Raw genomic sequence first — 18,697 nt, 5'->3', positions numbered from 1 at the left:
GGAGATGCGATGAACACGCAAGGCATCGAAAACCTCAAGGCCATCACCTTCGATTTCTGGGGGACGCTGTTCACCGAGAGCGAGAGCTACGCTCACCAGGTACTCTCGCTGCGCTACGAGATTCTGCTCGATGCTCTTTCGGAAGCCGGAACCCCCGCCGACGAAAGCCAGGTTCGCGAGGCTTACCGCCAGGCCGCCATGGCCTACGAGCAAGCCTGGCAGGCCGAGCAGATGATGGCACCCTACGAGCGGGTCGCGCTGATCTTCAAGCTGCTGGGTGCCCCGCCCGACGAGGGTCTGATCGCCCTCACGGCCCGCCGGCTCGAGGAAGCCTCCCTTCATGGCAGCCTGACCCCCCTCCCCGGCGTCAAGGAGAGCCTGCCCAAGCTGGCCCGGAAATACCGCCTGGGCGTGGTCTCCGACACGGGCATCACCGGCGGGCGCCTGCTGCGCGAGCACCTCGAGCGCCAGGGCCTGCTCGAGTACTTCGGTGGCTTCTCCTTCTCCGACGAGACCGGCACGGTCAAGCCCCGCCGCGAAGCTTTCATGGTTGCCCTCGACGAGCTGGGTGTCGATCCGCAAAACGCTCTGCACATCGGCGACATCCCCCGCACTGATATCGGCGGGGCCTTTGGCGCGGGTTATAGCTGGGCGGTGCAGTACACCGGCCACCGCACCATCAACGGCGGCCCCGAGCCCACCGCGCGCATGAGCGACCACCGGGAATTGTTCAAGCTGCTGCCCAGCACCTGAGGTCATTACGTCGATGATCGATAAAGCATTCTGCCTCCTGCCACCCCGTCACCCCTCACCCTGAGCTTTAACTATGGAAGAAACCCTCACCCCCCTCTCCGAGCAGGCCAAGGCACTGCTCGAGGAAACCGGCATCCCCCAGAACGAATACCGGGAAATCGTGCGCCTGTTGGGGCGGGAGCCGGGTCGGCTCGAGCTCTACCTCTTCAAGGTGATGTGGAGCGAGCACTGCTCGTACAAGAACTCCCGTCCCCTGCTGCGCCTGCTGCCCAAGGAAGGCCCGGCGGTATTGCAGGGCCCCGGCGAGAACGCGGGGGTGGTGGAGATCGGCGAGGGGTACGCGGTGGCCTTCAAGATCGAAAGCCACAACCACCCCTCGGCGGTGGAGCCGGTGCAGGGAGCTGCGACGGGCGTGGGGGGCATCATCCGCGACATCGTGGCGATGGGGGCCCGGCCCATCGCGCTGCTGAACTCGCTGCGTTTTGGCAAGCTCGACACGGGGGGTAGCGGTACGCGGCTCGAGGGCGACCGCACCCGCTACCTGCTGCAGGGCGTGGTGGGGGGCATCGCCCACTACGGCAACGCCATTGGCATTCCCACGGTGGGGGGAGACATCTACTTCCACCCCGACTACCAGGACAACCCCCTGGTCAACGCGATGTGCGTGGGCCTGCTGCGGGTCGATGAGCTCAAGAAGAGCCGCGCCGGCCTGGGCCGCCCGGTCTATTACCTGGGATCGAAGACCGGGCGCGACGGCATCGGCGGGGCAGCCTTTGCCTCCGAAGAACTCTCCGAGGAGAGTGAGTCTAAGCGCCCCAGCGTGCAGGTGGGCGACCCCTTCATGGGCAAACTCACCATGGAGGCCACCCTCGAGGCCATCCACCTGGACCTGGTAGAGGGCGTGCAGGACATGGGGGCCGCCGGGCTCACCTCCTCGCTCTCGGAGATGGCCCACAAGTCGGGGCTGGGCCTGGAGCTCGACCTCGACAAAGTGCCGCGCCGCGAGGCGGGGATGAGCCCGCTGGAGCTCATGCTCTCCGAGTCGCAAGAGCGCATGGTGCTGGTGCCGCGCCCGGGCAAGGAGAAGGCGCTCGAGGAGCTCGCCGCGCGCTGGGGCCTGGACGCGGTCCCCGTGGCCGTGACCATCGAAGAGCCGGTGTTCCGCATCAAGTCGGAGGGCCAGGTGGTGGCCGAGGTCCCCACCCACGCCCTGGCCGACTCCGTCACCTACGTGCGCGAAGGCCAGGAGAGCCCGGAGATCCAGGCCCTGCGGGCCAAAGACCTCAGCGCCCTGCCGGTGCCGGGTGACCTGCACGGCGTACTGCTGAAGCTGCTGGCCTCGCCCAACCTGTGCAGCCGCGCCCCGGTCTTCGAGCGCTACGACCACCAGGTGGGCACCAACACCGCGCTGGTACCGGGCAAGGGCGACGCGGCCATCGTGCGCGTCAAGGGCATCCGACGGGCCATCGCGCTCAAGGTGGACGCCAACCCACGCTACTCGCGCCTGCACCCGCGCCTGGGGGCCATGCATGCCCTGGCCGAGGCCGCGCGCAACGTCAGCGTGGTGGGGGGCAGGCCGCTGGCCTACACCGACGGCCTCAACTGCGGCAACCCCGAGACCCCCCACGGCTACTACGAGCTCTCCGAGACCATCGCCGGGCTGGCCGAAGCCTCCAGGGCCCTGGGCATCCCGGTGGTCTCGGGCAACGTTTCCCTCTACAACGAAGGCCCCAGCTACCGCATCCCCCCCACCCCCATGGTGGGCGTGGTGGGCCTGCTGGAAAACGTGGAGCGCCGCGCCGAGATGGGTTTCAAGAAAGCCGGCGAGTTCGTGGTGCTCATCGGGGAGCCGCTGGGCGAGCTGGGGGCCAGCGAGTACCTGTGGGTGACGGAGGGCCTCGAGGCTGGCCACCCGCCCCGCCTCGACCTCCAGCGCGAGGCCAAAGCCCAATCCGCCATCCGCGACCTCATCGGCATGGGCTGGGTCCGGACCGCGCACGACGTGGCCGAGGGCGGGCTGGCCGTGGCCCTGGCCGAGATGACCTTCCCCTACGGGCTGGGGGCGACACTGGAGATCCGCGATGCAGGCCGCCCGGACGCCCTGCTCTTCGGCGAAGCGCCCAGCCGCATCCTCTTCAGCGTGGACCAGGACCACTTGCAATCGGCCATCGCCCACCTGCAAAGCCTGGGCCTCCCCCACCGCATCCTGGGCCAAGTAGGCGGGGATGACCTCACAATCCTGCTGCCCAAGACACAGCTAAAGTGGAGTGTGAGCGAGTTGAAGCAAAGCTGGGAAGCACCGCTGCGGGAGGTGCTGCCGTGAGGGAACGCCAAACGCTAGAAGAATCCCCTAGGGCGTCTAGCGTCTTACGTTTTGCGTATTGCGATCACGATAAGCCCCACGAAGAATGCGGCGTCATCGGCGTCTGGAGCCCGGAGCCCGTGGACGTGGCGGGGATGCTGCAACTCGGGCTCTTCGCCTTGCAGCACCGGGGGCAGGAGGCCGCCGGGATCTGCGTCTCCAACGGGCAGGATCTGGTGGTCGAGAAGGATTTGGGGCTGGTGACGCAGGTCTTCGACGAGGCCCGTATGGCCCGGCTGCGCATTCCGGGGGCCAACTTAGGCATCGGGCACACCCGCTACTCGACTACCGGCTCCAACCTGCGCTTCAACGCCCAGCCCTTGAACGTGCGAAGCTCCAAGGGCATCCTGGCCATCGCCCATAACGGCAACTTCGTCAACGCCAAGGCTATCCGGCAGGAATTGCTCGAGCACGGCGCGGTCTTCCAGACCACCAACGACACCGAGGTGATGATCAACCTCATCGCCCGCTACGCCAAGCTCGACCTCGTCGAGGCCACCGCCCGCTCGATGCGCGAGTTGCAGGGCGGCTTCGCGGTGGTGCTCATGGACCGCCACACCGTGCTGGCCCTGCGCGATGGCAACGGGGTGCGGCCTATGGTGATCGGGCGACTGCCGAACGGAGGCTGGGTCTTCGCCTCCGAGCCCCCGGCCCTGACCCTGGTGGGGGCCGAGTTCGTGCGCGACGTGCGCCCTGGGGAGCTGGTGTGGGTGGAGGCGGGCGAACTCAAGAGCCAGCAGGTGCTCGAGCCCCGCCCCACCCCCTGCGCCTTCGAGTGGATCTACTTCGCCCGCGCCGACTCGGTGCTCGATTCCATCGGCACCCACGAGAGCCGGGTGCGCATGGGCGAGGTGCTGGCCGCCGAAGCCCCGGCGGAGGCCGACCTGGTGGTTCCGGTTCCGGATTCGGGCATCGGGGCCGCCATCGGCTACGCCCGCGCCTCGGGCATCCCCTTCGACTACGGCCTCTACAAAAACCCCTACGCCGGGCGCACCTTCATCCAGCCCACCCAGGAGCTGCGCGACCTCAAGACCAAGCTCAAGCTCGCCCCCACCCCCGCCGTGCGCGGCAAGCGGGTGGTGATGGTGGACGACTCCATCGTGCGCGGCACCACCTCGGGCCGCATCGTGCAACTGTTGCGCGACGCCGGGGCTACCGAGGTCCACGTGCGCATCTCCTCCCCGCCCATCAAGTTCCCCTGCTACTACGGTATCGACACCGCCGCCCGCAAGGAGCTGGTGGCCTCCACCCACTCCCTCGAGCAAATCCGAGCGCTCATCGGCGCCGACAGCCTGGCCTTCCTGAGCGAGGAGGGCGTCAAGCGCGCGGTAGGCGGCCCGGTGTGCCTGGCCTGCTTCAACGGTCGCTACCCGGCGGGCGTGCCCAGCGAGGAAGTGCAGAAGGAAGCACTCGAGCAGGCCTGATCGCGAAACTTCGTAGGGACGCAGCGCACTGCGTCCCTACCCTTTTTGCTTCCGCGCCGCCTCGAGCTCATCGAGCAGCAGGTACAGTGGCATCTCGAAGTGCCGGGCCTCGAGCCCCATCCCGTAGCGCTCGTAGCAGGCCTCGGCGAGCTCGAGCCCGGTGCGAACGCCCTCGAAGTCCTGCAGGCGGGTGCCGTCGGAGACGAAAGCCCAGGGCAGGCGCAGCACCTCGGCCACGAACTCCTCCACCAAGGCTTGGCGCCACTCGACCTGCTCGGTAGGGGCAAACTCGATCTCGCGCTCGTCCATCTCCCCCAGTCTACGGGCCGTGGGCTCACCCCCCTCAGGAGCCACGGTGCATAATCGGGTGAGTTCTACCCTCGAGGAACCCCCATGACCGCGACCACCCATCCCCCCAAAGTCGAGTTCCTCAACGCCCTCTCGCACGGGCTCGGAGCGGTCGCGAGCCTGGCCGCCGGCGCGGTGCTGGTCGTCTCCAGCGCCCTCACTGGCGACGCCTGGCAGATCGTCGGCGCGGCCATCTTCTCGGCCACGCTGATCCTGATGTACCTGGCCTCGAGCCTCTACCACGCCATAGGGCACCCCAGAGCCAAGCGCGTGCTGGAAATCCTCGACCACAGCGCCATCTATCTGCTGATCGCCGGGACCTACACCCCCTTTTTGCTGGTGACCCTCAACGGCCCCTGGGGCTGGAGCCTCTTCGGCGTGGTGTGGGGCCTGGCAGTGCTGGGCGTGGTGTTCAAGTCCTTCGCCACCGGGCGCTTCGAACTGGTCTCGACGCTGCTCTACGTGGCGATGGGCTGGCTCATCGTGATCGCCTTCCCGGTGCTGCTCGCCAAAATTTCGGCTTGGGGCCTGCTTTGGCTGGTGTTAGGCGGGGTGTTCTACACGGCAGGAACCTATTTTTTCCTCAACAAACGCCTGAGGTACGCCCACCCCATCTGGCACGTCTTCGTGCTGCTGGGCAGCGCAGCGCACGTCGTGGCGGTGTGGTCGCAGGTGGTGGGGTAAGCTCGAGGCGGCATGCGCCTGGACATCTCCCTGCCCTCCATCCTCACCCTGATGGCGGTCTGGGCCGCGGTCGAGCAAGCCGCGCGCGAACTCGGCCTCACCATCACCCTGCGCACCACCTTGGCTCAGTACCCCGGCTCGACCCACTGGCACTTCAAGCAGGGCCGCACACGGGGCATTGTGGAAGCCACCTACTGGCCCCAGCAGCACCGGCTCTGGCTCTCCATCAAGCCCAGAGCCGTCTCGGAACACACCCTCGAGCTTGCCGAGCGACTGCGCGCCGAGATCGAACGCAACCTGCTTCCGAAGGTTTGATAGCGGGAAGCGGAAAAGAAGAACGGGCACGAGACCACCCCTACAGAAGTCGCCGATAGCCACTCGCGCTCAGCGTTTTGCATTTGGCGTTCGGTGCTCTAAATACGCTCCATCACCCGCATCAGCTTCAGGCTGGGCCACTCCACCTCGATCACTCCGCAAAAGCCCAGGGCTTTCCACAGCGGGAAAGGGCTCAACCCGTTGGCCCGGCTCACCAGTAGGGTGATCACCGTGCCGTGGGCCACCAGGGCCACGTCGTCGATGAGGTACTCGTCCATCACCTTGTTCACCGCTTGGCTGAAGCGGCTGTGGGCCTGGTCGGCAGTTTCCTCGCCGAAGGTCAGGCGGCTGGGCTCGGCGAAGAAGTCGCGCACCCTGGCCTCGAACTGGGCCACATCGGGGAAGTAGGGCTCGTTCTCGCGCTGGTGCTCGTGCAGGTTGGGGGCAAGGTTGAAGGGTAGCTTGAGGCGGCTGGCCAGCACCTTGCCAGTCTCACGGGCCTTGGGCTCGAGGCTGCTGACGACTTGGGTGGGCAGGTGGGTCCTGAACCACTGGGCTAGCCGCTCGCTCTGGCGAAGGCCCTCGTCGGAGAGGGTCCACTGCCGCGCGGGTAGCTCGGGCACGATGTGGGGGCGACCGTGCTTAATGAGGAAGAGGCGGCGGCGAGCACTCACGGTGAGCCCATCCTATCAGCCCTCCAGCCGCAAAATGCCCCGCTCGAGTGCGGCAGTCACGGCGGCGGTACGGTCATCGACGCCCAGTTTGCCGAAGGTGTGTAGCAGGTGGGTTTTGACCGTGGCCTCGCTGATGTGCAAGCGCTTGGCGATCTCCTTGTTGGAGAAACCCTTGGCCACCAGGCCCAGCACCTCGAGCTCACGGCTGGAAAGGTGTTCCTCTCTGGGCGAGCGCATGCGGCCTAAGAGCCTTGCCGCCACGGGCGGGGAAAGCACCGCCTCGCCCCTGGCCGTCAGGCGCACGGCACGGAAGAGTTCCTCGCGGGGCACGTCCTTGAGCAGGTAGCCCGTAGCCCCCGCCTCCACCGCCTGCACGATCTCGGCGTCGGTGTCGAAGGTGGTGAGCACGAGCACCTGGCTCTTGCTCTGAGAGCGCATGCGGCGGATGGTGGTCACCCCGTCCATGCCGGGCATGCGCAGGTCCATCAGCACCACCTCGGGGTCCAGGCGCTCGAGCATGTTGAGCGCCTCAGCCCCGTTGCCCGCCTCCCCCACCACCTCGAAGTCGGGCTGGCTCGAGAGCAGCCCGGCCAATCCCGCCCGAACCACCGGATGATCATCGACGATCAGGATCCGAATACGACTCACGTAGAACCTCCGACTCTGTGCTTGGGAATGGGAAATTCGGGCAGGCTGACCGCCAGAATAGTCCCCCGACCCGGCTCACTCTCCACCGTGAACTCCCCACCCAGCGCCTCCACCCGCTCTCGGATCGAGCGCAACCCGAACCCCCTGCTGTTCGCAGTCCGCTGCTCGAGCCCAATTCCGTCATCCTGGATGTCGAGCAGCACCAGGCCATCGAGGTAGGAGAGCGTGACGTTGACCAGGTTGGCCTGAGCGTGTTTGCGCACGTTGCTGAGGGCTTCCTGGGTGATGCGCAACAGGCTCAGCTCGATCTCGGGGTGCAGCGGGCGGGGCTCGCCGGCTAAGGTGAAGCGGGCTTCCTGGCTGCTCACCGACTGCCAGCGCCGCAGGAGCTGCTGCAAGGCCTCGGGCAGGGGGATGCCCTCGAGGATCTCGGGTCGCAAGGCCCACACCAGCCGCCTCGCCTCGGAAAGCCCCTCACGGGCGGTGTCGCGAGCCTGGCTGATGTGGTTGAGCACGGCAGGGGTCCCCAAAGCCCCCTCGGCGGCCTCGAGGTGTACGACCACGCTGGCGAAGTTCTGGGCCAGCGTGTCGTGGATCTCACGGGCCAGGCGCTGTCGCTCGGCCAGCACCCCGGCCTGACGGCTGGCCTCCTCCAGCTCGCGCTGGGTGGACTCGAGGGCCTGGCGGGCCTTGGCCTCGCGCACCAGCAGCTCGAGGGCAAACAGCGAGTAGCCCGCGTAGAGCACGGTGATGAAGACCCAGAAGCTGGTCTGGGCGGTGGGGTTGGCGGGAATGGGACGGGTGGAGAGGGTCTCTGAACGGGTGGGGATTTGGGTGAGCTTGACCTCGAGGGTCAGTTGCAGCGGCTGGCGCACGCTCCACCAGCCCGAGAGCCCGGCCAGCGCGATCACCAAGCTCAAAACCCAGGGCAGCGGCAGGAAGTAGCGCGCCACCACCGGTACGATGCCCAGGGCCAGAAAGGGCATGTAGTAGTTGGTCAACCAGACCACCACCCCCACGCCAAAAACCGCCAGCGCGATGGTCTCCCACCAGGCCCGCCGCCCAGGGCGCAGGGCCCACAGGATGACCAGATAGGTCAGCAGTGCCAGGCCCACCCGCCACAGCACTTCCTGGGAGTTCTGCAAGGGGATGCTGTCGGGCTTGAGCTGGGAACGGCCCGGCACCAGCAGGGTGAATAGCAGTACCGTCAGCAGGTTCAGCGCCGCGAAGACGGCGACCGCCCTGGCCACAGGCCGCTGGGCGAAGATAGCCCACATCCCATTTATCTTAATGGGGAACTCCGACCTCAACCGTAAACGCCTTCCCCAACAGCTTCGGGTGCTCAGGGCTACAAGCCAAACCAGGTAAAAGCGTAGAAATCCCGCAGCTCCTTGCTGTAGGGCTGCACCAGCTTGCGGTTGGCGGGGTTGGGGGCGGGGGCCTCGAGCGCGGTCTGAGGGTTGAAGTCGCCCGAGGCGATCTGAGACAGGAGCTTCTGGGGATCGAGCTTGGGCAGGCCCAACTCGAGCGCACCGTAGACCTGACTTCGCACCCAGCGGTATTCCTCGAGGGAAAAGCCCTGGGCGTTGAGACCCTGTACCTGGAGTTTCTTAGCCTCGACGATCAGCGCTCCGGCGTCGCGGAAGAGGTCCAAAGCGGCCCGGTAGTCGAGCTGCTGCTGGGCGCTGAAGCGGTCGGATAGCTGGCGCAGGCGCGCTTCGATGGCCGTGTACCTCGAGCCCAGCCCTTCCTTGACAGCGCGTTGCACCCGCAGCAAGCGCTGCACCTGGCTCGGGCTCAGTTGCCCGCTGGCCGGGGGTTGGTAAGGCTCCTGCCGCCGCACCCCGCTCTCGAGCTGCACCAGTTGGCGAAAATCCTGCACCAGGGCGCGGGCCGGCTGGATGACGAAGCTGTTGGCCAGCCAACCCAGCACCCCTAGCAAGATCGCCAATCCGGCGATGAAGAACAAGCATCCACGGCGCATTCTTCTATAGTGCCACAGGAGGCTGCGGTTCTTTATGCTTCGCGCGTGCCAAAGCCCGGCTTGAGGAAGTCGGGGTAGTCGGGGTTGGGCTTGCGGTCGGGGAGGCGGTCTTGGCACTGCGAGGGGTGGGGTTCGCCCCGGCGGCAGTAGGGGCAGTCGTGGCGCACCTTGTAGCGCACCGGCTTGGCCGGGATGCCCAGCGCAATGGCGTGGGGCGGGATGTCCTTCGTCACCACGGCGCCGGTACCGATGAGCGCGTCGTCACCGATGCAGACCCCGGCCAGCACGGTGGCGTGGTAGGTGATGCGCACCCCCGAGCCGATGAGGGTCTGCTTGAGCGTCACGTCGGGCGAGGCCAGCACGTGGTGGGTGTGGCTGTAGAGGTTGACGTAGTCGGAGATGGAAGAGCGGTCGCCGATCACCAGCCCACCGATGTCGTCGAGGAAGGCAAAGCGGTGGACCACCACGTCGTCGCCGAGCTCGAGGTTGTAGCCCACGCTGAACTCCACGTTCTGGAAGAACTTGGGGTTGCGCCCGACGCGCTTGAAGATGAAGGGGGCCAGCATCCGGCGGATGGCCACACCCGAGTGCACCGACTGCCCCAGGGGGGTGAGGTCGAGGGTCTTCCACAGCCACAGCAAGGGCTTGACCCGCTCGAACTTCTCGGGATCGGTGGCGATGTAGTGCTCGGCCTCGAAGGTGATGTTGCGCGCGTCGAGGGCGAAGGCCGCCATGGGTGCGATCTCGGCCAGCTCGTCGTAAGGCCGCGCGTGCAGGATGCGGGCCAGCTCGTCGCGCACCAGGGCGTAACGGTCGGTGGAAGGGTCCGACAGCCTCTCGGCTAGCCCGCCCAGCCAGTGCTGGAGGAGCCGGTCGGAGCTTTCAGGGATGGGCTTAGGTAGAAGCCAAGGCATAAATGTACCTAAGCTAGGAGCTCGAGATCGAAAACGGTGTGAGTAAGCTTACGCCGGAAGGGCCCGCCTGGGTTCAGCCATCGGCTATCGGCCATCCCCCCACCTGGGGTAACTTAATGCCGTGAGCGAAGGTACGACGTATTCCGGCTTCGTGGCTATCGTGGGCAAACCCAACGTGGGCAAGTCCACCCTGCTCAACGCTTTGCTGGGCGTGAAAGTAGCCCCCATCACCCCCAAGCCCCAGACCACCCGCAAGCGGGTGCGGGGCATCTACACCGAGGGCGATCGCCAGATCGTCTTCGTGGACACCCCCGGCTGGCACGAGGCCGCCGACGCGCTCTCCGACTACATGATCCGCCAGATCGTCGAGGCGCTGGCCGAGGTCAACCTGGTGCTGTGGGTGGTGGACCTGCGCCACCCGCCCACCCACGAGGACGAGCTGGTAGCCCGCGCGCTCAAGGGCCTTCCCCAGGGAATCCCAGTGCTGCTGGTAGGCAACAAACTCGACGCCGCCAAGCGCCCCGAAGCGGCCATGGAAGCCTACGCCGAGCTGCTACCCGGCGTGGAAAGGCGCATGCTCAGCGCCACCCACGAGGGAGCCGTGGCCGAGCTGAGGGCCGAGATCCTGGCCATGCTGCCCGAGGGGCCCTTCTTCTACCCACCCGACTTCTCCCGCTCCGACCAGAGCCCGCAGGAGTGGTCCGCCGAGATCGTGCGCGAGGAAGCCATGAAGCGTCTGCGCGAGGAGATCCCCTACTCCATCGCCACCAAGACCGAGGAGTTCGCCGAGCGTTCCAACGGCATGGTCTACATCCGCACCATCCTCTACGTCGAGCGCGAGGCGCACAAGCCCATCCTCATCGGGAAAGAGGGCCGTATGCTGCGCGAGATCGGCACGGCGGCCCGCAAGCAGCTCTCGGTGTTTCTGGCCCGCCCGGTGTACCTCGAGCTCGAGGTCAAGGTCTACCCCAACTGGCGCAAGGACCCCGAGGCCCTGCGGGAGCTGGGCTACGAGTAACGCCGCCGTAACCCCTTCCAGGCCATAATGACCCTCATCTCAGGCATAACTGGGGGCAAAATGGATCGCGGAGGGCTATCGTGAAGGTCGTTTTGTTTTGTGGGGGCCTCGGTCTGAGGATGCGCGACTATTCGGAGAGCATTCCCAAGCCCATGGTGCCCATCGGCTACCGCCCCATCCTCTGGCACGTCATGAAGTTCTACGCCCACTTCGGCCACAAGGACTTCATCCTCTGCTTAGGGCACCGCGCCGACCTCATCAAGGAGTACTTCCTCAACTACCAGGAGACCCTCACCAACGACTTCGTGATGACCGGGGGCAAGCAAGTAGAGCTCATCACCAGCGACATCCACGACTGGAAGATCACCTTCGCCGACACCGGCTTGCAATCCAACATCGCCCAGCGTCTGCTGGCGGTGCGGCCTTACCTCGAGGGTGAAGAGGTCTTCTTGGCCAATTACTCCGACGGTCTGTTGGACATCGACCTGCGGGCCTACGTGGAGCGAGCCCTCGCGAACGGCAAAATCGCCAATTTCGTCAGCGTGCGCCCCAACGTGACCTTTCACTACGTCAGCGCCGACGAAGACGGTACGGTGCGCGACATCCGCTCCTCGGCGGAGTCCGACAACTGGCAGAACGCCGGGTACTTCGTCTTCCGCAAAGAGATCTTCGATTACATCGGCCCCGGGGAGGAGCTCGTCAACGAGCCCTTCCGCCGCCTGATCCAGCTCGGCCAGCTTGTCACCTACAAGCACCACGGCTTCTGGGCCTGTATGGATACCTACAAGGAGATGCAGGCGCTCAACGACATGTACTCACGCGGCGACGCTCCCTGGGAGCTCTGGAAGCAGCGCTCCCGGCCCGCCGGGGTCCCCGTGATCCGCCCCTGAAGCCATGTTCACCTTTTCCCCCGCCCCTGACCAACCCTTTCGCGTGCTGTTCGTGGGCGCTCACAGCGACGACATCGAGATCGGTTGTGGCGGCACGGTGTTGCGGCTGGTGCGCGAGTACCCCCGTCTCGAGGTGAAGTGGGTGGTCTTCAGCGGCGACGCGACCCGCAGCGCGGAGGCCCGCCGGGGTGCGGCGCTTTTCCTGCAGGGCGTGGCCAGGGCCGAGGTCGTCACCCACAACTTCCGCGACGGCTTCTTCCCGGTGCAGCTCGAGGCCATCAAAGAGCAGTTCGAGGCCCTCAAGGCCTTCGATCCGCACCTCGTCTTCACCCACGCCCGCGCCGACCGCCACCAGGACCACCGCGTGCTCAGCGACCTCGCCTGGAACACCTGGCGCTCGCAGACCGTCCTCGAGTACGAGATCCCCAAGTACGACGGCGACTTGGGCCAACCCAACCTCTACGTGCGGCTCGAGCCCGAGCTGCTCGAGCGCAAGATCGACTACCTCATGCAAGCCTTCGGCACCCAGCGCTCGAAGCACTGGTTCGACCCCGAAACCTTCCGCGCCCTCCCGCGCCTGCGGGGAATGGAGTCGGCCACGCGCTACGCCGAGGCGTTCTACGCGCGCAAGGTGGTGATATAGGGCTCAGCGCCAACGCAAAGAAAAGCAAGGCGACATCTTGGCCACCGACACCTCCGCGGTTATATTGAGCCTCGGTTTGTAACCGGTCTATGGATCCGCTCGCGCTCGCACTGACTCCCCAAGTCGGCCCAAGACGCCTGAAGCAGGCGTTGCAGAAGCCAAACCTCACCCCCGAAGCCATCGAGGAGATGTTTGGACCAGAGATCGGCGCGGAGTACCGCAAGGTGCTGCGCCAGGGGCGGGCCGAGCGGGAGCGGGAACAGGCGCAGCGGCTGGGCATCCGGCTGATCGGCCTGTGGGAGGCGGGGTATCCCGAAGCCCTACGGCAGCTCGAGAGCCCGCCCAGCGTGCTGTACCTGCGCGGGGAAATTCCCCCCTTCGAGCGCAGCATCGGGGTGGTGGGCACCCGGCGGGCGAGCGTATGGGCCAGCGACTGGACCCGCAAGGTAGCCTTCGAGCTGGCTCAGGCCGGGGTCAGCGTGATCTCGGGGTTGGCGCGGGGCATCGACACCGCAGCTCACCAGGGCAACCTCGAGGGCGGAGCCAACACCTTGGGGGTGCTGGGCAGCGCCCTCGACCAGATCTACCCCCCCGAGAACCGCCGGCTCGCCCAGGAGATGAGCCTGCTGTCGGAGTTTCCCCTGGGCACACCACCCCAGGCCCCGCTCTTCCCCCGGCGCAATCGCCTCATCGCCGCGCTGGCCCGCAGCGTGCTGGTGGTGGAGGCGGGCGTGAAGAGCGGCAGCCTAATCACCGCGAAGATCGCCCTCGAGCTCGGGCGTGACGTGCTGGCGGTGCCGGGTCGCCCCGGCGACCCCTTCTCGCAGGGCTGCAACCGGCTGATCCAGGATGGGGCTGGCCTGGTGCTCGGCGCCGAGGACGTGCTGGGCAACCTGGGGCTCAGGGCGCGCCCCAAAGCGGCGGTCGAACTCGAAGGGCTCGAGGCCGCGCTGCACCGGGCGCTGCTCGAGCAGGGCCAGGCCCTGCCCGACGACCTGGCGCAGGCGCTGGGGATCTCCTCCGCCGAAGTGCTCTCCCACCTGACGTTGCTCGAGCTCAAGGGCCTGGTGCTGGCGCTGCCCGGAGGCCGCTACGGGCCGGGGAGCTAAGGCCGCGCCCAGAGGCGCTTTTTCCCCTGTGGTAAAAAGCCGCAGCGCCCTGACCCGTGGGTGAATACAATGCACTGGCAATGCCGCCCCACCCTGCACGACGCGACCAAACTTCCATCGCCGCCGCCGAAGCACTCGGCCTACTGGGCAGCCTCGAAGCCCACAGCCGGATTCCCCAGGCCCTCGCCCGCCTGGGGCAGGCGCTGGGAGCCGGGTGGGTAGCGCTGTTCGAACCCGCAGCGCAGGGTGAGGGCTTCGAAGGGAGCCACCTCTGGTCGGGGCCCGGCCTCGAGCCCCCACCCCCCCGCCTGGACCCAGACCACCCCTGGCTGAAGCCTCTGGCCCAGGGGCAAATCCTGTTGCCGCAAGCGCCTTCTTGGGTACTGGGCATCCCGGTGGTGCTCGAGGGAGGGCTGTGGGGCTTCTTGGCCCTGGCGTTCGGGCAACAAGAAGCCGACTGGAGCGAGGCGGAGACCATGCCCTTACGGCTGGTGGCTAGCCTCCTGGCCGAGGCCGTCCAGCGCCAACGCCTCGAGGCGCGCTACGGCGAATTGCTGGCGACGAGCCAGCGGCGGGTCGCCGAGTTGACCCTGCTCTCCTCGGTGCTCAAGGCCCTGGCCACCGACCTCGAGCCCCGCTCGGTCTTCCGCCAGGTGGTCGAAGCGGTGTCGGAGTCGCTGGGCGGGGCCCTGACTTCCCTGTACCTGCTCGAAGGACAGAACCTGGTGTTGCAGCACCAGGTGGGTTACCACCGGTGGTTCGAGCGCATACCCCTGGAGATGGGGGTCATCGGACGCGCCGCCCGCAGCGGGGAAGCCCAACTCGTCCGCGATCCCTCCGCCGACCCCGACTTCCTAGACCCGATTGGCGGCGTGGTGTCGACCATGGCCATCCCCGTGCGCATCGCGGGCGAGGTCGGAGGCGTGCTGGCGGTGGAAAGCCTCAGCGAAGTCTTCGAACAGGCCGACCTCGAGCGCCTGCAAAACGCCACCGCCCCGCTGGGCTTGGTGCTCGAGCGCGCCCGCCTCTTCCAGTCGCTGCGCGAGAGCGAAACGCGCTACCGCAGCCTCTTCGAGGGCATGCCCATCGGGCTTTACCGCATCAGCCTGGACGGTTACTTCCTCGATGGCAACCCTGCCCTGATGCAGATGCTGGGCCTCAGGAGCTTGGAGGAGCTGCGCCAGCACAACGCCGGAAGCTTTTACTCCGCCCCGCAGACCCGCCTGGCCCAGCTCGAGCAAGCGGAGTGGTGGGAAGGCGTTCAGATCACCGAAGCCGAGCTGGTGCGGCGAGACGGGCAGCGCCTGTGGGTGCAGGAAGTGGCCCAGCTCATCCGCGACAAAGAGGGCAAGCCCCTCTACTTCGAGGGCAGCCTACAGGACATCAGCGAACGCAAGGCCTACCAGGCCCAGGTCGAGCGGCTGGCCTACTACGACCCCCTCACCGCGTTGCCCAACCGTTTCCTCCTGCAGGAGCGGGCCGAGCAAGCCTTAGCCCGGGCCCGGCGCAACCAGCAGGCCCTCATCCTGGCCTACCTCGACCTCGACCGCTTCAAGGAGATCAACGATACGCTGGGGCACAAGGTGGGCGACGAATTGTTACGGCTGGTGGCCGATCGCATCCGGGGCCTCAGCCGCGAAGCCGATACCCAGGCCCGTCTGGGCGGCGATGAGTTCGCGCTGCTGCTGTGCGATACCGATGAACACGGAGCCACGCAGGTGGTGAGCCGGCTGCTCGAGGCCCTCAAGCAGCCTTTTGTGGTGGGGAGCGAAACCGTGCACGTGAGGGCCAGCATTGGGCTGGCGGCCTACCCACGCGATGGGGAAACCCTCGACGCCCTCACCCGCGCCGCCGACGTCGCCATGTACCAGGCCAAAGCCGAGGGAGGCGGGTTCCGCTTCTACAACCCGGCCCAAAACCGCTACACCCGTCAGCGCCTGTCCACCCTGCAGGGCCTACGCCGGGCATTGGGCCAGGGCGAGCTGGTGCTGCACTACCAACCGGTGCTCGAGCTCAAGACCCAGACCCTGCGGCGGATGGAGGCGCTGGTGCGCTGGCAGGACCCCGAGCGGGGAATGGTCCCACCCCACGAGTTCGTGCCCCTGGCCGAGGAGAGTGGGATCATCCAAGAGCTCGACCTCTTCGTGCTCGAGCAGGCCCTGCGCGAAGCCCACACCCACGGCCTGGAGTTCTCGCTCAACCTCTCGGCGCGCAACTTCCACGACCCCCACTTCGTCGAGCTGGCCGCTCGCCTCTTGCAGCAGTACCCGCTGGGTCGTGGGCGGCTGTGGTTGGAGATCACCGAGACCGCGCTGATGCTCGAGCGAGAAAAGGCCATCTACAACCTGCAAGCCCTGCGCAACCTGGGTGCTCGCATCGCCCTCGACGACTTCGGCATGGGCTACTCCTCACTGGCCTACCTCAAGCACCTGCCCGTGGACCTGCTCAAGCTGGACAAGCAGTTCGTCGCCGGGATCGGCAACCCCCGCGACGAGGCCATCCTGCACAGCATGATCTCGCTGGGACACAGCCTGGGACTCGAGGTGCTGGCCGAGGGGGTGGAGACCCCATCCCAGCTCACCTGGCTGCGGACCGCCGGGTGCGACCTGGCCCAGGGCTACTACATCGGCACGCCCAGCCCCTCCAGCGGCGGGGGATTCACCTTCGTGGCCCCCCTGGCACCTGAGCCGTGACGCCCGCGCGCCTGCCCTCGGCGGTAAAACCGCCTGGGCAAATGTGTAAGAATGGGGGCGTGATCGAGAAAGTCTATCTTGCCAAGCCCCGTGGCTTCTGCGCCGGAGTGGTCATGGCCATCGAGGCCGTGGAGAAAGCCGCCCGCGAGTTGCGGGGGCAGGGTGAGCTGGTGGTCTACCACGCCATCGTCCACAACGACGTGGTGGTGCGGCGGCTCGAGCAAGAGCACAACGTACACTTCGTGGAAGACCTCTCCGAGGTCGAGGCCCTGCGTGAAGCGCGGGCCAGGGCCGGGGCCAAGCTCGCCGACACGGTGGTCTTCAGCGCCCACGGCATTCCCCCCTGGCTGCGCAGCGACGCGGCGAAGCGGGGTCTGCACCAGATCGACGCAACCTGCCCACTGGTGACCAAGGTGCACTCCGAGGCGAGGAAGTACGCCAGGGAAGGCTACTGGATCTTGCTCATCGGCGACTCGAGCGAGCACCAGGAGATCAAGGGCACGCGGGGCGAGGCGCCGGACAACACCATCTTGGTGGCCGTTCACACCCACGTAGGCCGCGACCCCAAACTGGCCGACCCCCACACCGTCGAAGTTCCCGACCCCGAGCGGGTGGTGGTGCTCACCCAGACCACCCTCTCCGTAGACGACACTCTGGCCACCATCGAAATCCTCAAGTCGCGCTTCCCCAAGCTGGTCGTGCCCCCGCGCGACGACCTGTGCTACGCCACCAAAAACCGCCAGGACGCCGTCAAGCAGATCGCACCCCACGTGGACTTGTTCTTGGTGCTCACCAGCCTCCAGAGCTCCAACGGGATGCGCCTGCTGGAGCTGGCCCGAAGCCTCACCCCTCGAGCCGAGCGCATCAACACCGCCCAGGAGATCAAGCCGGAGTGGCTCGAGGGCGTGCGCAGCGTAGGCATCACCTCGGCAGCCTCCACCCCCGAGGACCTGGTGCAGGAGGTGGTGGCTTATTTCAAGGCCCACAACCCCGCCCTCGAGGTCATCGAGGAGGGCGAGTGGGAAAACATCGAGTTCCGCGAACCCCGCCGCCTCTCGCCCAGCGAGGTGCTGGGTACGGGCTCTTAGTAACGCGCTTGTAACGTTTGATGTGCACAATCAGAGCCATGCCCCCTGGGCTAGGCTTGCCCCAAGAAGACCGCGGGCTCGAGGGCCTGAAGAACCGGGTCTACCGGCTGGGCCTGCCGGTGGTGTTGCTGGCGGCTTTGGCGGGCACTTTCGTCAATACCCCCACCCCCGAGCTCGGAGCGCTGGACCGACTCAACCTGCCCCTCACCACGGCCTGGCTGTTCGCCTGCTATGGGGTGCTGCTGTGGCAGCGACGGGTGACCCTGGCCTTCGAATACGCGCTGCTGGGTGGGGCGACCCTTTTTTCCCTGTTCAACACCCACCTCAACTTCAGTGCCCTGGCGCTGTGGGGTCACGGCATATGGTTACCCGCCCTATGGATGAGCGCGCTGTACTTGTGGACCTACCTGGTTGGGAGCTACCGCCACGCCCTCAAACTCTCCCTCGTCATCCTGAGCCTGCACGCCTTCAGCGGCCTGTTCACCCTGCTGCCGCTGTGGCTGGGAGGTTGGCGGCCCACCCTGCCCCAACTCGATACCCTGGCGCAGTTCTACCTCTCCCAACTGGCCTACCTGCTGCTCTTTCGCCTGGTAATCGGCTTTGGTGAGCAGCTGACCCGCCTGCGCCTGCAGGCGGAGACCTATTACCGCCTGGCCCACACCGACGCCCTCACCGGGGTAGCCAATCGCCGCTACCTGCTCAGCGAGATCGCTCACGAACTCGAGCGCAGCCAGCGCTATGGCCGCCCCACGGCCCTCATCCTCATCGACCTCGACCGCTTCAAGCAGGTCAACGACCGCCACGGGCACGAGGTGGGCGACCGGGCTCTGCAGCAGGTGGCCCAGCGCATCCAGCGCGGTATTCGCCACTCCGACCGTATGGGCCGCTGGGGCGGAGAGGAATTCCTGGTGCTCTTGCCGGAAGCGGGACTCGAGGAAGCCACCCAGCTGGCCGAGCGGCTGCGCGAGGAGCTGGAGCAGCCCTTGATGGAGGGGCTCGAGCCCTTGAGCGCCAGCCTGGGGGTAGCCGTGGCCCAGCCCGGCGACACCCCCGACCGCCTGATAAACCGCGCCGATCAGGCCATGTACGCAGCCAAGCGGGCTGGGGGCAATCTGGTCGAGGCGGTGGGGTAGCGGCTATCCTGGTAAGG

18 protein-coding genes are annotated in these 18,697 nt (G+C 66.8%); 12 read left to right on the top strand and 6 right to left on the bottom strand.

The features are described from left to right. The first annotated feature begins 9 nt into the window (after nt 1-9). From B047_RS0114320 to purF, 3 genes are all read left to right on the top strand, one after another. On the top strand, nt 10-753 hold the full coding sequence (locus B047_RS0114320) for an HAD family hydrolase (protein ID WP_018467664.1): 744 nt from the start codon (nt 10-12) through the stop codon (nt 751-753). A gap of 73 nt (nt 754-826) precedes the next feature. After that, nucleotides 827-3,076: a phosphoribosylformylglycinamidine synthase subunit PurL gene (gene purL, locus B047_RS0114315; RefSeq protein ID WP_018467663.1), complete on the top strand. Its 2,250-nt coding sequence runs from the start codon at nt 827-829 to the stop codon at nt 3,074-3,076. Between the two features lie 95 nt (nt 3,077-3,171). Continuing rightward, on the top strand, nt 3,172-4,539 hold the full coding sequence (gene purF, locus B047_RS0114310) for an amidophosphoribosyltransferase (protein ID WP_026234921.1): 1,368 nt from the start codon (nt 3,172-3,174) through the stop codon (nt 4,537-4,539). A 36-nt stretch (nt 4,540-4,575) separates the two neighbouring features. Here purF and B047_RS0114305 read toward each other — a convergent pair whose 3' ends face one another. Next, complete coding sequence (locus tag B047_RS0114305; RefSeq protein WP_018467661.1) at nt 4,576-4,848, bottom strand: hypothetical protein; 273 nt, start codon at nt 4,846-4,848, stop codon at nt 4,576-4,578. An 84-nt stretch (nt 4,849-4,932) separates the two neighbouring features. Between B047_RS0114305 and trhA the strand changes: the two genes are divergently transcribed. After that, the gene (gene trhA, locus B047_RS0114300) at nt 4,933-5,571 is read left to right on the top strand and encodes a PAQR family membrane homeostasis protein TrhA (protein ID WP_018467660.1); all 639 of its coding nucleotides are present in this window, start codon (nt 4,933-4,935) and stop codon (nt 5,569-5,571) included. A gap of 12 nt (nt 5,572-5,583) precedes the next feature. Then, nucleotides 5,584-5,886, top strand: coding sequence for a hypothetical protein (locus B047_RS0114295; protein ID WP_018467659.1), 303 nt, complete (start codon nt 5,584-5,586; stop codon nt 5,884-5,886). Between the two features lie 98 nt (nt 5,887-5,984). Here the strand turns inward: B047_RS0114295 and B047_RS0114290 are convergent, their stop codons facing one another. From B047_RS0114290 to B047_RS0114270, 5 genes are all read right to left on the bottom strand, one after another. Further along, a complete protein-coding gene (locus B047_RS0114290; RefSeq protein WP_018467658.1) occupies nt 5,985-6,560 on the bottom strand; it encodes a histidine phosphatase family protein in 576 nt (191 codons plus the stop codon). A 15-nt stretch (nt 6,561-6,575) separates the two neighbouring features. Then, the gene (locus tag B047_RS0114285) at nt 6,576-7,208 is read right to left on the bottom strand and encodes a response regulator (protein ID WP_052606164.1); all 633 of its coding nucleotides are present in this window, start codon (nt 7,206-7,208) and stop codon (nt 6,576-6,578) included. Next, nucleotides 7,205-8,485, bottom strand: coding sequence for a sensor histidine kinase (locus B047_RS0114280; protein ID WP_018467656.1), 1,281 nt, complete (start codon nt 8,483-8,485; stop codon nt 7,205-7,207). The genes B047_RS0114285 and B047_RS0114280 overlap by 4 nt, the downstream gene beginning before the upstream one ends. A 71-nt stretch (nt 8,486-8,556) precedes the next feature. Beyond that, complete coding sequence (locus B047_RS0114275; RefSeq protein WP_026234919.1) at nt 8,557-9,192, bottom strand: hypothetical protein; 636 nt, start codon at nt 9,190-9,192, stop codon at nt 8,557-8,559. Between the two features lie 32 nt (nt 9,193-9,224). After that, nucleotides 9,225-10,106: an acyltransferase gene (locus B047_RS0114270; protein ID WP_018467654.1), complete on the bottom strand. Its 882-nt coding sequence runs from the start codon at nt 10,104-10,106 to the stop codon at nt 9,225-9,227. Nucleotides 10,107-10,227: 121 nt separating this feature from the next. Here B047_RS0114270 and era point away from each other — a divergent pair, with 121 nt between their 5' ends. The 7 genes from era to B047_RS16925 all read left to right on the top strand — a co-directional run bounded on the left by era (nt 10,228) and on the right by B047_RS16925 (nt 18,680). Further along, the gene (era, locus tag B047_RS0114265) at nt 10,228-11,124 is read left to right on the top strand and encodes a GTPase Era (RefSeq protein ID WP_018467653.1); all 897 of its coding nucleotides are present in this window, start codon (nt 10,228-10,230) and stop codon (nt 11,122-11,124) included. An 80-nt stretch (nt 11,125-11,204) separates the two neighbouring features. Then, a complete protein-coding gene (locus B047_RS0114260) occupies nt 11,205-12,014 on the top strand; it encodes a glucose-1-phosphate cytidylyltransferase (protein WP_018467652.1) in 810 nt (269 codons plus the stop codon). A gap of 4 nt (nt 12,015-12,018) precedes the next feature. After that, nucleotides 12,019-12,657, top strand: coding sequence for a PIG-L deacetylase family protein (locus B047_RS0114255; RefSeq protein WP_018467651.1), 639 nt, complete (start codon nt 12,019-12,021; stop codon nt 12,655-12,657). Nucleotides 12,658-12,746: 89 nt separating this feature from the next. Continuing rightward, nucleotides 12,747-13,766, top strand: a complete 1,020-nt coding sequence (gene dprA / locus B047_RS0114250; protein WP_026234918.1) for a DNA-processing protein DprA — start codon at nt 12,747-12,749, stop codon at nt 13,764-13,766. Nucleotides 13,767-13,846: 80 nt separating this feature from the next. Further along, nucleotides 13,847-16,459 carry a bifunctional diguanylate cyclase/phosphodiesterase gene (locus B047_RS16930; RefSeq protein ID WP_018467649.1) on the top strand — a complete coding sequence of 871 codons (2,613 nt, stop codon included), beginning with the start codon at nt 13,847-13,849 and terminating at the stop codon, nt 16,457-16,459. A 59-nt stretch (nt 16,460-16,518) separates the two neighbouring features. Continuing rightward, the gene (ispH, locus tag B047_RS0114240) at nt 16,519-17,547 is read left to right on the top strand and encodes a 4-hydroxy-3-methylbut-2-enyl diphosphate reductase (RefSeq protein ID WP_018467648.1); all 1,029 of its coding nucleotides are present in this window, start codon (nt 16,519-16,521) and stop codon (nt 17,545-17,547) included. Nucleotides 17,548-17,585: 38 nt separating this feature from the next. Beyond that, nucleotides 17,586-18,680, top strand: coding sequence for a GGDEF domain-containing protein (locus B047_RS16925; RefSeq protein ID WP_018467647.1), 1,095 nt, complete (start codon nt 17,586-17,588; stop codon nt 18,678-18,680). The last annotated feature ends 17 nt before the right edge of the window (nt 18,681-18,697 follow it).

Origin of the sequence: Calidithermus timidus DSM 17022 (assembly GCF_000373205.1) — a bacterium.
Taxonomy (GTDB): Bacteria; Deinococcota; Deinococci; order Deinococcales; family Thermaceae; genus Calidithermus; species Calidithermus timidus.
This window is presented reverse-complemented; position numbering and strand designations above follow the sequence as displayed.

Excerpts from the sequence above, each read along its gene's own strand:
- B047_RS0114320 (WP_018467664.1), top strand. The coding sequence starts at position 10 with ATGAACACGCAAGGCATCGAAAACCTCAAGGCCATCACCTTCGATTTC.
- purL (WP_018467663.1), top strand. The coding sequence starts at position 827 with ATGGAAGAAACCCTCACCCCCCTCTCCGAGCAGGCCAAGGCACTGCTC.
- B047_RS0114305 (WP_018467661.1), bottom strand. The coding sequence starts at position 4,848 with ATGGACGAGCGCGAGATCGAGTTTGCCCCTACCGAGCAGGTCGAGTGG.
- trhA (WP_018467660.1), top strand. The coding sequence starts at position 4,933 with ATGACCGCGACCACCCATCCCCCCAAAGTCGAGTTCCTCAACGCCCTC.
- B047_RS0114295 (WP_018467659.1), top strand. The coding sequence starts at position 5,584 with ATGCGCCTGGACATCTCCCTGCCCTCCATCCTCACCCTGATGGCGGTC.
- B047_RS0114280 (WP_018467656.1), bottom strand. The coding sequence starts at position 8,485 with ATGTGGGCTATCTTCGCCCAGCGGCCTGTGGCCAGGGCGGTCGCCGTC.
- B047_RS0114275 (WP_026234919.1), bottom strand. The coding sequence starts at position 9,192 with ATGCGCCGTGGATGCTTGTTCTTCATCGCCGGATTGGCGATCTTGCTA.
- B047_RS0114270 (WP_018467654.1), bottom strand. The coding sequence starts at position 10,106 with ATGCCTTGGCTTCTACCTAAGCCCATCCCTGAAAGCTCCGACCGGCTC.
- B047_RS0114255 (WP_018467651.1), top strand. The coding sequence starts at position 12,019 with ATGTTCACCTTTTCCCCCGCCCCTGACCAACCCTTTCGCGTGCTGTTC.
- dprA (WP_026234918.1), top strand. The coding sequence starts at position 12,747 with ATGGATCCGCTCGCGCTCGCACTGACTCCCCAAGTCGGCCCAAGACGC.
- B047_RS16930 (WP_018467649.1), top strand. The coding sequence starts at position 13,847 with ATGCCGCCCCACCCTGCACGACGCGACCAAACTTCCATCGCCGCCGCC.
- B047_RS16925 (WP_018467647.1), top strand. The coding sequence starts at position 17,586 with ATGCCCCCTGGGCTAGGCTTGCCCCAAGAAGACCGCGGGCTCGAGGGC.